Genomic DNA, 14575 nt, shown 5'->3' on the forward strand with positions numbered 1-14575 from the left:
ATTGTTTTTGATGCTCGATGCTGTGAGTGCCCACACAGATTGCTTGATTCAAATTGTTAAAGAGCGACGCAGCTTTTAGCTGCTGCGGGAGTGGCATTCTACTCAACCGCCTTCTCGAGTCAAGCCTTATTTGCAAAGGCTTTTCGAGGCTATCGACCCGGCTGTTTGCGTTGCCGCTTGCCGTGTCGATGGAGGCGCATTATAGGGATCTGGAACATGCTTGCAAGCGACAATTCGCATTAAATTCGAAGAAATCGTTCAACCGCTCAACAATCAATCAAGAAGTCGCTTAATCCAGCAATTTCCTCGCCCGTAGTCAACGCCATCTATCTTCAATCATGCAGGACAAGTGCTGGATCAACAGCAGGATGAAATGGCTGCCACCATCGCCATATCCATGGTGATCGCGCTCACGCCTTCGGGTAACATAGCGCCCCTTTGCGATTCACACACTCTTGGGCTTTGGAGAGTTTAATGCCTTTTGCACTTGGCCAGCGTTGGATTAGTGATACAGAGACGGATCTGGGTTTGGGGACTGTCGTTGCTGTTGAAGGACGCATGGTTACCCTGTTGTTTCCGGCTACCGGTGAAAACCGCATGTATGCCAAAGAAGAGGCGCCGGTTACCCGGGTCAGCTTCAATGTGGGCGATCAGATAGCCAGTCACGAAGACTGGACCATGATGGTCGATGAAGTGCAGGAGAAAGATGGCCTGCTTATATATGTAGGTGTTCGCACCGACAATGATGAGCCGGTTGCCCTCAAGGAAGTGTTTCTCAACAACTTCATCAAGTTCAACAAGCCGCAGGATCGCCTGTTCGCCGGCCAGATCGACCGGATGTCCCGCTTTACCCTGCGCTACGAAGCGCTGGTCAACCAGCACAAACGTCGTCGCAATCCGACCCGCGGTCTGGCCGGTGGCCGGGTCAGCCTGATCCCGCACCAGCTCTATATCGCCCATGAAGTAGGCCACCGTTATGCCCCGCGCGTACTGCTGGCCGACGAAGTGGGCCTCGGCAAGACTATTGAAGCGGGCATGATCATTCATCAGCAGCTGCTCTCCGGCCGCGCCCATCGCGTGTTGATCCTGCTGCCCGAAACACTCCAGCACCAGTGGCTGGTCGAAATGCTGCGCCGCTTCAACCTGCACTTCTCCCTGTTTGACGAGGAGCGCTGCATCGAGGCCTTTGCCGATGCGGAAAACCCCTTCGAAACCGAGCAGCTGGTGATCTGCAGCCTCGATTTCCTGCGCAAGAAACGCCGCCGCTTCGAGCAGTTGCTGGAAGCCGAATGGGATCTGCTGGTCGTCGACGAGGCACACCACCTGGAGTGGAGCGAGGAGGCGCCGAGCCGTGCCTACGAAATGGTGGAAGCGCTGGCCGAACAGGTGCCAGGCGTGCTGCTGCTGACCGCGACCCCGGATCAGCTGGGCCATCAGAGCCACTTTGCCCGTCTGCGCCTACTCGACCCCGAGCGCTTCTACGACTACGAAGCCTTCCTCGCCGAGGAGCAAGCCTATGGCCAAGTCGCCAGTGCCGCCCAGGAGTTGCTGGATGGTGAGGCCCTGAGCGAAGCCGCCAAACAGACCCTGGCAGGCCAGCTGGATGGGCTGGATCTCACTGATGCGGCCGCCCGTCAGCAGGCAGTTGCCAAGCTGCTGGATCAGCACGGCACAGGTCGCGTGCTGTTTCGCAACAGCCGCGCCAACATTCAGGGCTTCCCCGAGCGTCATCTCAACGTCTACCCCATGCCGTTGCCGGAGCAGTACAAGACCGCCATCAAGGTGATGGGCATGATGGGTGGCAACGGCGGCGATCTGCAGACCCGTGCCCTGCGCTACCTCTATCCCGAGAAGATCTTCCAGCAGTTTGAAGGCGACAACGCCAGCTGGACCCAGTTTGACCCGCGCGTCGACTGGCTGCTTGAGTTGCTGATCTCTGCCCGTCAGCAGAAGATATTGGTGATCTGCTCCGAAGCAGCCACCGCCATCGCGCTGGAAGAGGCCGTGCGTACCCGCGAGGGGATCCGCGCCGCCGTCTTCCACGAGGGGATGTCGATCCTCGAGCGGGATAAGGCCTCCGCCTATTTTGCTCAAGCTGAGGGGGGCGCCCAGGTGCTGCTCTGCTCCGAGATCGGCTCCGAAGGTCGCAACTTCCAGTTTGCCAGCCATCTGGTGCTGTTCGACCTGCCCCTCAACCCGGATCTGCTGGAGCAACGGATCGGCCGTCTCGATCGCATCGGCCAGCAGAACACTGTCGAGATCCACGTTCCCTATCTGGAGGGCACCTCCCAGCGCGCCCTGCAGCTCTGGTATCACGATGGCCTTGATGCGTTCGAGCAGACCTGCCCGACCGCACGCCCGGTGTTTGAAGCGGTGCGTGACGAACTGTTCGAGCTGCTGGCCGCCAACACCGGTGAGCAGGCGACCCTAGAAGCACTGCTGACCCGCACCCGCGAGTTGCACGAGCCGCTCAAGGCCAAACTGGAACAGGGCCGCGATCGTCTGCTGGAGATCCACTCCAGCGGTGGCGAAGCTGCCAAACAGTTGGTCGAGAAGCTGGCTGCCGAAGATGACGACACCGGTATGATCTCCTTCGCCCTCAAGATGTTCGACGAGATTGGCGTCAATCAAGATGATCGCGGCGAGAACGCGCTGGTGCTGATGCCGGGCGATCACATGCTGGTGCCGAGCTTCCCGGGCCTGCCGCAAGACGGCATGACCATCACCTTCGATCGTACCACCGCCCTGTCGCGGGACGACATGTCGTTCCTCTCCTGGGATCACCCCATGATGCGCGGCGGTATCGACCTGATCCTCGGCTCCGAGATCGGTGCCACCTCAGTGGCTCTGCTCAAGAACAAGGCGTTGCCGGTCGGTTCCATCCTGCTGGAACTGATCTTCGTCGCCGAGTCTGCGGCCCATCCCCAGCTCTACCGCTTCATGCCGCCGACCCCGATCCGGCTGCTGATGGACAAGAACGGCAACAACCTGGGCGAGAAGGTGGCCTTCGATGCCTTCAACCGCCAACTGACGCCGGTCAACCGCCACCTGGGCAGCAAGCTGGTCACCGCTTCCCAGCCGGTGATCCACGGTCTGATTGGCCAGGGTCAGGCGATTGCCGAAGGACTGAAGGCGAATATTGTCGACCAGGCCCGTGCCCAGATGGCGCAAACTCTGCAGCAGGATCTCGATCGTCTGGAGGCGCTCAAGGCGGTCAACCCGAACGTGCGCGACAGCGAACTGGATTATCTGCGCAATCTGCAGGCAGAATTGCACCACCTGATCGACCAGACCCAACTCAAACTGGATGCCATCCGCTTTATCGTGGTTACCCATAACTGATAAAACGGTGAAAGCATCGTCTGGTTGATAACGACCAGACCCAACGCGAGTTGGCTGCCATGTACTTTTATCGTGGTTACCCATAACTGATGGGGGCTTGCCCCCGCTTTGACCAAAGATGCGAGACGCTATGTTTGTATACTCACCGCCCCTGGAACCCTGGCTCGATATCCTGTTCAAGGACAAGGACATCATGGTGGTCAACAAGCCCACTGGCCTGCTGAGCGTCCCCGGGCGCGGCCCCGAGAATGAAGACAGCGTGCTCCATCGGGTGAAGCAACAGCACCCCAAGGCGGCGGCAGCCCATCGTCTCGACATGGCAACCACAGGAGTGCTGGTGATCCCCCTCAATCCCAACTCTCACCGGGAGCTGAGCCGGCAATTTCGCGAGCGGGAAACCGAGAAACACTATCTGGCCTGGGTGTGGGGCGAGCCGGAACTGGATGCGGGTGAAGTGGATCTGCCGCTCTGCGTCGACTGGCCCAACCGCCCGAAGCAGAAGGTGGACTTTGAGGAGGGGCGTCACGCCCTGACCTTGTGGCAGAAGCTGAAGGTAGAAAATGGCAACAGCCTGATCAAGCTGACCCCCATTACCGGTCGTTCCCATCAGCTACGGGTTCATATGCTGGAGCTGGGTCATCCCATCCTCGGCGATAACCTCTACGCCCATCCGGATGCGCTGGCGGCGGCACCGCACCTTTATCTGCATGCAGCCAGCCTGACCATCAGCCACCCCCGCAGCGGCGAACGGATGACCTTCGAGGCACCAGCCCCTTTTCCGGTCTGAGCCAAGAGAGACATTGCGATATCGCAGACATAAAAAAGCCCCCATCGACGAGATGGGGGCTTTTTCGTTAGGGTCAGACGCGAATATCGATTTTACTTCCCAGAGAAGCGTTGGCCGATGTCGGTGCAACCGGTGCTGATTGAGCTGCTGTTTGCAGCAGTTTCAATGCAGATTCACCTTCTTGGGTCTGCTGTTTCTTGGCCAGGCTGGCCGTCATCAATGCAGAACCAAATGACGCAGATGCAGAACTAGATATATCCATGGTGTACCTCCTGCCCTAAGACTATCGGCCATCTTAGGCTAGACATGAGCACTTTGGCTAAATTAAATACGCCTTGTCGGGCTGACGCCGCTCCAGCCACTCCTCTTCCATCTCCAGCAGGGTCTGATAGACCTTCTCCGCCTGCTCGGGACGGCTGAACAGATAACCCTGACCATAGAGATGGATGTCGGTCAGGGTGCGCAGCACGTCGAGCTGGGCCTGGGTTTCAATCCCTTCGCACACCAGACTCTTGCCCAGCATGGAGCCCATCCGGCAGATGTTGGCGACCAGCTCGGACGCTTCGATGGAGGTATCGATCCCCTGAATGAAGGAGCGATCGATCTTCACCTTGCTGACCGGCAGTTTCTGCAGATAACTGAGGGACGAGTAGCCCGTCCCGAAGTCATCCAGCGCCAGCTGTACCCCTTGCTGGTTGAGGTCCTGCATCAGCTGCAGGGAGTTTTTCACCTCGCGCATGGTGGTGTCTTCCGTCACTTCCAGCACCAGGCTGGCAGCCGGGATATGGTGGTCCATCAGCGCCTTGGCCACCAGCTTCAACAGGTTGCGCTGATACATGCCGGGAGAGATGTTCACGCACATCTGCAGATCCACCAGGCCCAGCTGCTGCCATTGATAGAGCTGCTCACAGGCGGTGTTCAGCACCCAGCTACCCAGCTTTTCGGCCAGCTGAAACTCTTCGGCGACCTGGATCACCTCGTTAGGAGGGATGAAACCAAGCTCAGGGTGACGCCAGCGCAGCAGGGCCTCGACCGCCTCGCAGCGGCCACTTTCCAGGTTGACGATGGGCTGATAGTAGAGCTCGAGCGCATTGTGCTCCAGCGCCATGATCATGTCGCTGGCCAGATGCTTGCGACGCGCCGTCTCATTGAGCAGCGAGCTGTCGTAGATGACGTATGGCACATGGGTCTTGCGACTGTGGAACAGTGCCTGCTCGGCCCGGCTGAGCAGTTCCTGGGCCTGTTTGCTGTCCATCGGGAAGAAGGCGATGCCGATGCCCACCTCCAGCCGGAACGGATAGTTGTCGATGATGATGTCCTGCTTGAGCGCGTGCAGCAGACGGGCTACCAGCTCCCTCACCTGACGCAGATCACTGCTCTCGCGCTGGATCATGGCGAACTGGTCACCACCAAGCCTGGCCACCCACTCACCGTTTTCACACAGGCTACGCATCCGTTTCGCCAGCTCCTGCAACAGGAAGTCACCGGTGTTGTAACCGAACTTGCTGTTGATGTCGCGAAAGTCATTGATGTCCACCAGCACCAGACCAAACGGCGTCTCCTTGCTGGCGTAGGATTCCATCTTCTCAAGCAGGGCCAGGCGATTGGAGAGCCCGGTCAGGGGATCTATCCGTGCCACTCTGAAATGGCGGCGCGCCTCGCGGATCAGCAGACCGCTCAGCAGCATCACCGACAACACCAGCCCGGATACCATGAACAGCAGGGCATTGCGCAACTGGCCGAAGCGCTTGTCATTGCCCGAATAGACATTGATGTTCTTCTGCATCACGGAGGCGAGGGAATAGGAGAGTGGTTCCTGCAGAGGCGACAGCCGCATCATGATCTGCTGATAATCCGGCGTTCCCGACTTCAGGTTGGTGATGTTGGGCTCCATCTCGCGGATATTGCTTTCGATCAACTGCACAAGCCGCAGGGTCTTCTGCTTGTCCTTCATGCTCTGACGCAGCTGGCCGCTGAGCAGGATGGGGGTGCGGCTCCAGAGGATGTCGTAGCGCAACATCAGGGTATCGTGATCGATACCGCCATAATGGTAAATCTCGACGGAGTTGAGGAAACGCCCCAACTCCAGTTGCAACTGCATCAGGGCCCAGGAGACGTCATAGGTATACTTCTCCATCACCCGGGTCGCATTCTGTATTTGTGCGAGGCAATACAGAGTGCTCCCGGTGAACAGCAGGATGGATAGATAAAGAACGATGAGTAAAGGCCACGCCTTGGTCTTTGCTTTCACTCGTGCTCCCAGAAGCCACTACATCAATGCTGAATATCAATGGCATTCAATTGCCAAATCATCATGTCGGTAAACTCCGAGCGTTTCAGCTCGGGATATTGATCCAGCGGTAGAATAAACCAAAGCGGTCCCTTATTCCGTACCCGCATGGTGACCCCATCATCTTGCCAGGCCAGAATCGGGTCGTATTGCTTGACCTTATCCCAGTTGAGCCTGATCTGAAAACTGTTCAATGCGGTCAAGGTGATCGCCTTGCCATCCGCGCCGACGGCGGCCAGCAGATCGGCCAGCTTGGGGCCCACATATTTGTGCGGCTTGTCGACCCAGGGGTTGGCGGTCACGATCTCGTGCTGCGGCAAGGCTTTGAGCATCGCCAGATCGAAGGAGACCACCCCTTCGGTCGCTTCCGCCGGTTGGACATTGCCGGTCACCTTCAGGATGACGGGACCTTGCGGCGTTTCCAGCGCCATTACCGGCATGGCCAGAGAAAACAGTAATGAAATCAAACCCAGTACACGCATGTTCACCTCGGATAAAGTCACTGACAATAGACTCAGTCTAGTCGCCATAAAAAAAACGGCTCGCAAAAGCGAGCCGTTTGGTAACCCAGGCTGAATTACATCATGCCCATGCCACCCATGCCGCCCATGTCAGGCATGGCAGGGGTATCTTTCTTCGGCAGCTCGGAGACCATGCACTCGGTGGTGATCATCAGACCGGCAACGGAAGAGGCAAACTGCAGGGCAGAACGGGTCACCTTGGTCGGATCCAGGATGCCCATGGCCAGCATGTCGCCATACTGTTCGGTGTAGGCGTTGTAGCCATAGTTGCCTTCGCCGTTCTTCACCGCGTTGGCGATGACGGAGGCCTCTTCACCGGCGTTGATGACGATTTGACGCAGCGGAGCTTCCATGGCGCGCAGGGCAACCTTGATACCCACGTTCTGGTCTTCGTTGTCGCCACGCAGACCGGTCAGTTTGGCAGCAACGCGCACCAGCGCCACACCACCACCGGCAACCACGCCTTCTTCCACCGCAGCGCGAGTCGCGTGCAGGGCATCGTCAACGCGTGCCTTCTTCTCTTTCATCTCGACTTCAGTGGCAGCACCCACCTTGATCACCGCAACGCCGCCAGCCAGTTTGGCTACGCGCTCTTGCAGCTTCTCACGGTCGTAGTCAGAAGAAGTCTCTTCGATCTGCTGACGGATCTGGGCCACACGGCTCTCGATCAGGCCTGCATCACCCACGCCATCGATGATGGTGGTGTTCTCTTTGGTGATGACGATGCGCTTGGCACGGCCCAGGTCTTCCAGGGTCGCTTTTTCCAGCTCCATGCCCACTTCTTCGGAGATCACGGTACCGCCAGTCAGGATGGCGATATCCTGCAGCATGGCCTTGCGACGGTCACCGAAGCCCGGCGCCTTGACCGCAGCCACTTTCACGATGCCACGCATGGTGTTGACCACCAGAGTCGCCAGCGCTTCACCTTCAACGTCTTCGGCGACGATGATCAGCGGCTTGCCAGCCTTGGCCACGCCTTCCAGCACCGGCAGCATTTCGCGGATGTTGGAGATTTTCTTGTCGACCAGCAGGATGAAGGGGTCGTCCAGCTCGACGGCACCGGTTTCCGGCTTGTTGACGAAGTACGGGGAGAGGTAGCCACGGTCGAACTGCATACCTTCAACCACAGCCAGCTCGTCTTCCAGACCCTGACCGTCTTCTACAGTGATGACGCCGTCACGGCCCACTTTGTCCATGGCTTCGGCAATCAGCTTGCCGACTTTCTCGTCGGAGTTGGCGGAGATGGTGCCTACCTGAGCGATGGCGTTGTTGTCGGCGCAGGGCTGAGACAGCGCTTGCAGCTCGGCAACGGCGGCTACCACGGCCTTGTCGATACCACGCTTCAGATCCATCGGGTTCATGCCGGCGGCAACGGCCTTCAGGCCTTCGTTGACGATGGCCTGGGCCAGTACGGTCGCGGTGGTGGTACCATCACCGGCGGCGTCGTTGGCCTTGGAAGCAACTTCCTTGACCATCTGGGCGCCCATGTTCTGGAACTTGTCTTCCAGTTCGATTTCGCGAGCGACGGAGACGCCATCCTTGGTGATGGTCGGAGCGCCGAAAGATTTGTCCAGCACCACGTTGCGGCCTTTCGGGCCCAGGGTCACCTTGACTGCATCGGCCAGGATGTTGACGCCTTCCAGCATCTTGATGCGGGCTTCGTTGCCAAACTTGACTTCTTTAGCTGCCATTTTGTTCAGTCCTTCAATCAATTCTTGGGGGAAAGGGGTGGATTACTCTTCGACAATCGCCAGGATGTCGGTTTCAGACAGGATCAGCACGTCCTGACCATCCAGCTTCTCGGTCTTCACACCGTAGCCTTCGTTGAAGATCACCTTGTCACCAACCTTGACGGCGAGGGCTTTGACGTCGCCATTATCCAGAATTCGGCCAGTCCCCACGGCAAGAACTTCACCACGGGTGGACTTCTGGGCCGCCGTACCAGTCAAGACAATGCCGCCAGCGGATTTGGCTTCAGCTTCGATGCGCTTGATGATGACGCGGTCGTGCAGTGGACGAATTTTCATCGATAACTCTCCCAAAATGAGTCTCTGTGTTGCTTTGAGGAATGGCCATTCCTGGCCAAATTAGATATGTCTCCGATGTGGGGTACGTTTGTTAACCCTTCAAGGGCAAATACAAAAAAAATATTTTCACGTACTATGAAGGTCTTCGATGGATCGCCCGAGTCCCGGTCAGGAAACCGGTTTGTGCTGCCAGCAGCCAGAACTCCGCCAGATGTACAGAGACCAGCCCGTGACCCGACCCAATCCCCTGCTGACAGCCCCCATGACGTCCGTACTGCTGCGCATGACGGGTCCCATGATCCTCGGCATCGTCGCCATCCTCGCCTTCAACTTGGTCGATACCTTCTTCATCGGCATGCTGGGCACCCAGGCGTTGGCCGCCATCAGCTTCACCTTTCCGGTCACCTTCGTGGTCACCTCGCTGGCCATGGGGCTGGGGGCCGGCCTCTCCGCCGTGATGGGTCATGCCCTCGGCCAGGGCAAGCATGAAGAGGCCGCCCGCATCACCACCGACAACCTGTTCCTGGCGGTACTGCTGGTCACCCTCATCGCCGTGGCGGGGGCGCTCACCATACACCCGCTGTTCCGGCTGCTCGGTGCCAGCGATGCGCTGATCGCCCTCATCTACGACTACATGCTGATCTGGTATCTGACCGTCCCCATGCTGGTGCTGCCCATGGTGGGCAATGCCGCCATCCGGGCCACCGGCGATACCAAGACCCCGAGCCTGGTGATGACAGTGGCCGGGCTGGTCAACGGCGTGCTGGATCCCCTGCTCATCTTCGGCATAGGCCCCTTTCCCGAGTGGGGGATCCGCGGCGCCGCCATCGCCACCTCCCTCTCCTGGCTGATGGCCATGCTGGTCAGCCTCTATATATTGCGCCACCGCGAGGGCCTGCTGCGCTGGCGCCTCTCCCCGCGCCCGCAGCTACTGGCCCACTGGCGCGCCCTGCTGCACGTGGCCGTGCCTGCCTCCTTCACCAACATGCTCAACCCGCTGGCCAATGCGGTGCTGATGACCATCTTCGCCGGACTGGGCACCGAAGTAGTGGCCGCCTACGGCGCCGCCTCGAGAGTCGAGGCCCTGCTGCTCATCGTGATGATGGCGCTCTCCTCGGTGCTGGCTCCCTTCATCTCGCAGAACTGCGGCGCCGGCAACCCGGCCCGCGCCAAGGCGGCGCTGCAGCTCTGCATGCGCTTCGCCCTGCTGTTCCAGCTGGCGGTCTACGCGCTGACCTGGCTGCTGGCCCCCTTCATCGCCGATCTGTTCAGCGATCACCCGCAGGTGGTGCGCCTCATCGTGCTCTATCTGCACCTGGTACCCATCGGTTATGGCTTTCAGGGCATGGTGATGCTGCTGGCATCCGCCTTGAATGGCGTGAGGGCATCCAGCATCTCTTTTCTGTTCAACGGCTTGCGACTGTTTGTCTTCTTGCTGCCAGGAGCCTGGCTGGGGGCAAAACTGGGGGGAGAACAGGGGATCTATCTGGGGATCCTGCTGGCGAACCTGGCGGCGGGCACTCTGGCCTGGTGGTATGCCCGCCACCGCTTCGAGCAGTTGTGCCATCAGGGCAAGCCCTGATGGCCCGGGATTGAGCGCAGCACTTACTCCTTGCGCTCGAACTCCCCTTCGATGGTGGTACCGGCGCGCGGGGATTGACCCGGCTGGTCACTGCCAGGCACCTCGTCGAACGGCTGCTGACGGCTTTGAAAACCGCCCATCTGCATTCTGAACTGGTTGCTGCCGATCAGCTTGTCGGCCAGCTTGTTGCGCAGCCAGGGTTGCAGCAACAGGATGCCGAAGAAGTCGGTCACGAAGCCCGGAATGATCAGCAGCAGACCGGCCAGCGCCAGCATCATGCCCCCCATCACCTCACGTCCAGGCATCTCCCCCTGCTGCATCTTCTGCTGCGCGTTGAACAGGGTCTTGATCCCTTCGCTGCGCACCAGAGAGGAGCCCAGCACCGCCGTCAGAATGAGCAGGCCGACGGTCGGCAAGGCGCCGATCACGGAGCCCACCTCGATCATCACGGTGAGCTCGAGCACCACCAGACCGACCAACAATAGAAACAACTTGCCCATAACAACCTCAGTGCGGGTGAATGTGAATGAACCGCCGGCAGACCAGACAGCCGTCGATGCCGCTGCCAACCCACCATGATATCGGTTCCTGTTGATTAAAATGGGGGTCAGCGCGCACTTTTCAAGTGCGGAGGGTGACGCAGCGCCGGATCCGCAGAAAAACCGGCTTGCCGGACTGTGATTGAAGTCATTGTTCTGTCAAAGTTAATCGGTCGATTGCAATATCTGTTTAATGACCACAAGTTATTTGAGGTTGTCTCAAATTTAGTGATCCAGGTCTAATATCAGATACCTCAATTGGGGTAATATCGACGCCAGTAATGAAGGAGGCAAAAAAGGCCTCCAACCGCCCCACTCGATGTGTGGTGCTTCAGGATGAACCGTGCGTAAGGAACTCGCGACCACTCGGTGAGGATCGTTTCCATTTATCTGATTTCTGAGGCATTACAATGAGCGACATCAAGAACGTCCGCATTGAAGAAGACCTGCTGGGCACCAAAGAAGTTTCCAACGACATGTACTACGGCGTACACACCCTGCGCGCCGTCGAGAACTTCAAGATCAGCTCTCAGAAGATTTCTGACGTTCCGGAATTCGTCCGCGGCATGGTGCTGACCAAAAAGGCCGCCGCGCTGGCAAACGGCGAGCTGGGCACCATCCGTCCTGAAATTGCAGACAAGATCGTGGAAGCCTGCGACCTGATGCTGAACACCGGCAAATGCTTCGACCAGTTCCCGGTCGACGTTTACCAGGGCGGTGCCGGCACCTCCGTCAACATGAACACCAACGAAGTACTGGCCAACATCGCCCTCGAGCTGATGGGTCTGGAAAAAGGCCGCTACGACGTCATCAACCCCAATGACCATGTCAACAAGTGCCAGTCCACCAACGACGCCTACCCCACCGGTTTCCGCGTCGCCGTGGTGAACAGCACCGACACCACCCTGTTTGCCCTGGAAGCGCTGATCGCCGCCTTCGATGCCAAGGCTGCCGAGTTCAAGAACATCCTGAAGATGGGTCGTACCCAGCTGCAGGACGCGGTACCCATGACCCTGGGTCAGGAGTTCCACGCCTTCGCCGTCACCCTGCGCGAAGAGATCAAGTCCATCAAGCGTTGCCAGGAGCTGCTGCTGGAAGTGAACCTGGGCGCCACCGCCATCGGTACCGGCCTCAACACCCCGCCCGAGTACTCCGCCCTGGCCATCAAGCGCCTGGCCGAGATCACCGGTCGCGCCTATGTGCCGGCTGAAGATCTGATCGAAGCGACCTCCGACTGCGGCGCCTACGTGATGCTGCACGGCGCCATCAAGCGCATGGCGATGAAGCTCTCCAAGATCTGTAACGACCTGCGTCTGCTCTCCTCCGGCCCGCGCACCGCACTCAAAGAGATCAACCTGCCGGAAATGCAGGCTGGCTCCTCCATCATGCCGGCCAAGGTCAACCCGGTCATTCCGGAAGTGGTCAACCAGTCCTGCTTCAAGGTATTTGGCAACGACGTCACCATCACCTTCGCCGCCGAAGCCGGTCAGCTGCAGCTGAACGTCATGGAGCCGGTGATCGGTCAGGCGATGTTCGAATCCCTGAGCCTGATGGAAAAGGCCTGCATCTCCCTGCGCGAGAAGTGCGTGGAAGGCATCACCGCCAACCCGGAAATCTGCATGAACCACGTGCTGAACTCCATCGGTATCGTGACCTACCTGAACCCCTTCATCGGCCACCACGAGGGCGACATCGTCGGCAAGATCTGTGCACAGACCGGCAAGAACGTCCGTGAAGTCGTGCTGGAACGCGGCCTGCTGACCGCCGAACAGCTGGACGAAATCCTCTCCATCGAGAACCTGATGAACCCGCAATACAAAGCCAAGCGTTACACCCGCGAAGCCACCGTATAAGCGAGCAAATGGGCCGGGATCATCCCGGCCCATAGAGTCAGTTCCCGATAGGTCTTGCCCAGCCCCATCGGGAATTGGCTTTTCTGCCAAATAAAACCTAAAAAAACTGGAAAATGGAGTGTTCACTATGATTGGAATCGAGTTGCTCGTCGTGCTCGCCGCTATCTATCTGGGGGCCCGGATAGGCAGCATCGGCATCGGCTTTGCCGGTGGTTTGGGGGTACTGGTACTGACCTGGGGCCTCGGGGTGCAGATCCCGAGCGATCAGCTGGTCACCTACATCCCCTGGGACGTGATCATGATCATCGCGTCCGTCATCTGCGCCATCGCCTGCATGCAGCTGGCCGGCGGGATGGACTACCTGGTGCACCTGGCCGAAAAAGCCCTGCGCAAGAACCCCAAATACATCACCTTCGCCGCCCCTGTGGTCACCTACCTGATGACCATGCTGGCCGGTACCGGTCACACAGCCTTCTCCACCCTGCCGGTGATCGCCGAAGTGGCCAAGGAGCAGGGTATCCGCCCCTCCCGTCCGCTCTCCATCGCGGTCGTCGCCTCCCAGATCGCCATCACTGCCTCGCCCATCTCCGCCGCCGTGGTCGCCTTCTCCGGCATGCTGGAGCCGTTCGGTGTTGACTACCTGACCCTGCTGGCCATCTGCATCCCCTCCACCTTCATCGCCTGCATCCTCGGCGCCTTCGTCGCCAACATGCTGGGCAAGCCGCTGGACCAGGACGAAGTCTACCTGGAGCGCAAGGCCAAGGGGCAGATCAAGCTGCGTGGTACCACCCAGCTCGAGATCAAACCCTACGCCAAGCTGTCGGTCTGGATCTTCATCGCCGCCATCGTGGCAGTGATGGCCTATGCCACCGCCATCTCAGGTAAAGTCGGCCTCATCACCAACCCGCCGATCCCCCGTGACGGCGCCATCATGGGCATCATGCTGGCCGCGGCCACCATCATGACTCTGGTGTGCAAGCTGGACGTGACCCAGGTCACCAACATGCCGACCTTCAAGTCCGGTATGTCCGCCTGTATCTGCGTACTGGGTGTGGCCTGGCTCGGCAACGTCTTCGTGAAGGGCAACATGGATACCATCCAGCTCATCGCCGGCGACCTGCTGAACCAGTACTCCTGGCTGCTGGCCGTGGTGCTGTTCTTCGCCGCCATGCTGCTCTACTCACAAGGCGCCACCACCAAGGCCCTGATGCCGGCCGCCCTGGCACTGGGTGTCAGCCCGCTGACCGCCATCGCCTCCTTCGCCGCCGTGAGCGCCCTGTTCGTGCTGCCCACCTACCCGACCCTGCTGGCCGCGGTCGAGATGGACGACACCGGTTCCACCCGCATCGGCAAGGCGGTGTTCAACCACCCCTTCTTCGTACCGGGTGTGGCCACCATCGCCATCGCCGTGGCGCTCGGCTTCTTCTTCGGTGGCATGATGCTCTAAACAGCATTTAATTCCACAAATGTTCAAACGGCCCTCTCTGGGCCGTTTTTTATGCCTGCCTTTCTGGTCAAACCATTAATTAATCCTTGTCCGCTTCAGTTTCTATCAAGGTTCGCAGGGCTACTCTGGGCTATCGGAACAGATAACCGATCAACAGGGCCGAGCACAGGTCCGACAGTGTTTACAC

11 protein-coding genes are annotated in these 14575 nt (G+C 59.1%); 5 read left to right on the top strand and 6 right to left on the bottom strand.

Features of this window, described 5'->3' with window-relative positions:
• Nucleotides 1-474: 474 nt before the first annotated feature.
• A complete protein-coding gene (gene rapA, locus G5134_RS16285; protein WP_260752943.1) occupies nucleotides 475-3342 on the top strand; it encodes an RNA polymerase-associated protein RapA in 2868 nt (955 codons plus the stop codon).
• A 130-nt stretch (nucleotides 3343-3472) separates the two neighbouring features.
• Nucleotides 3473-4129, top strand: coding sequence for a bifunctional tRNA pseudouridine(32) synthase/23S rRNA pseudouridine(746) synthase RluA (gene rluA / locus G5134_RS16290; RefSeq protein WP_139432155.1), 657 nt, complete (start codon nucleotides 3473-3475; stop codon nucleotides 4127-4129).
• 73 nt (nucleotides 4130-4202) lie between these two features.
• Here rluA and G5134_RS16295 read toward each other — a convergent pair whose 3' ends face one another.
• The 5 genes from G5134_RS16295 to G5134_RS16315 form a co-directional block, all read right to left on the bottom strand.
• Nucleotides 4203-4391 carry a hypothetical protein gene (locus tag G5134_RS16295; protein WP_080628999.1) on the bottom strand — a complete coding sequence of 63 codons (189 nt, stop codon included), beginning with the start codon at nucleotides 4389-4391 and terminating at the stop codon, nucleotides 4203-4205.
• 57 nt (nucleotides 4392-4448) lie between these two features.
• On the bottom strand, nucleotides 4449-6380 hold the full coding sequence (locus G5134_RS16300; RefSeq protein WP_005309523.1) for a putative bifunctional diguanylate cyclase/phosphodiesterase: 1932 nt from the start codon (nucleotides 6378-6380) through the stop codon (nucleotides 4449-4451).
• Between the two features lie 23 nt (nucleotides 6381-6403).
• A complete protein-coding gene (locus tag G5134_RS16305) occupies nucleotides 6404-6901 on the bottom strand; it encodes a molybdopterin-binding oxidoreductase (protein ID WP_021464683.1) in 498 nt (165 codons plus the stop codon).
• A 95-nt stretch (nucleotides 6902-6996) separates the two neighbouring features.
• Nucleotides 6997-8631, bottom strand: a complete 1635-nt coding sequence (gene groL, locus G5134_RS16310) for a chaperonin GroEL (protein ID WP_005309517.1) — start codon at nucleotides 8629-8631, stop codon at nucleotides 6997-6999.
• Between the two features lie 42 nt (nucleotides 8632-8673).
• Nucleotides 8674-8967 (bottom strand): co-chaperone GroES, encoded by a 294-nt coding sequence (locus G5134_RS16315; protein ID WP_005309514.1) that lies wholly within the window; start codon nucleotides 8965-8967, stop codon nucleotides 8674-8676.
• Between the two features lie 181 nt (nucleotides 8968-9148).
• Here G5134_RS16315 and G5134_RS16320 point away from each other — a divergent pair, with 181 nt between their 5' ends.
• Complete coding sequence (locus tag G5134_RS16320) at nucleotides 9149-10549, top strand: MATE family efflux transporter (RefSeq protein ID WP_019839813.1); 1401 nt, start codon at nucleotides 9149-9151, stop codon at nucleotides 10547-10549.
• A 23-nt stretch (nucleotides 10550-10572) separates the two neighbouring features.
• On the opposite strand, the gene G5134_RS16325 is transcribed toward G5134_RS16320, so the two are convergent.
• Entirely contained in the window at nucleotides 10573-11049 is a 477-nt protein-coding gene (locus G5134_RS16325) for an FxsA family protein (RefSeq protein WP_042051174.1), read from the bottom strand.
• Nucleotides 11050-11498: 449 nt separating this feature from the next.
• Here G5134_RS16325 and aspA point away from each other — a divergent pair, with 449 nt between their 5' ends.
• A complete protein-coding gene (gene aspA / locus G5134_RS16330; RefSeq protein ID WP_005309505.1) occupies nucleotides 11499-12941 on the top strand; it encodes an aspartate ammonia-lyase in 1443 nt (480 codons plus the stop codon).
• Nucleotides 12942-13068: 127 nt separating this feature from the next.
• A complete protein-coding gene (locus tag G5134_RS16335; RefSeq protein WP_005309503.1) occupies nucleotides 13069-14388 on the top strand; it encodes an anaerobic C4-dicarboxylate transporter in 1320 nt (439 codons plus the stop codon).
• Nucleotides 14389-14575 lie beyond the last annotated feature (187 nt).

Origin of the sequence: Aeromonas sp. 600276 (assembly GCF_049175815.1) — a bacterium.
Classification (GTDB): Bacteria; Pseudomonadota; Gammaproteobacteria; order Enterobacterales; family Aeromonadaceae; genus Aeromonas; species Aeromonas dhakensis.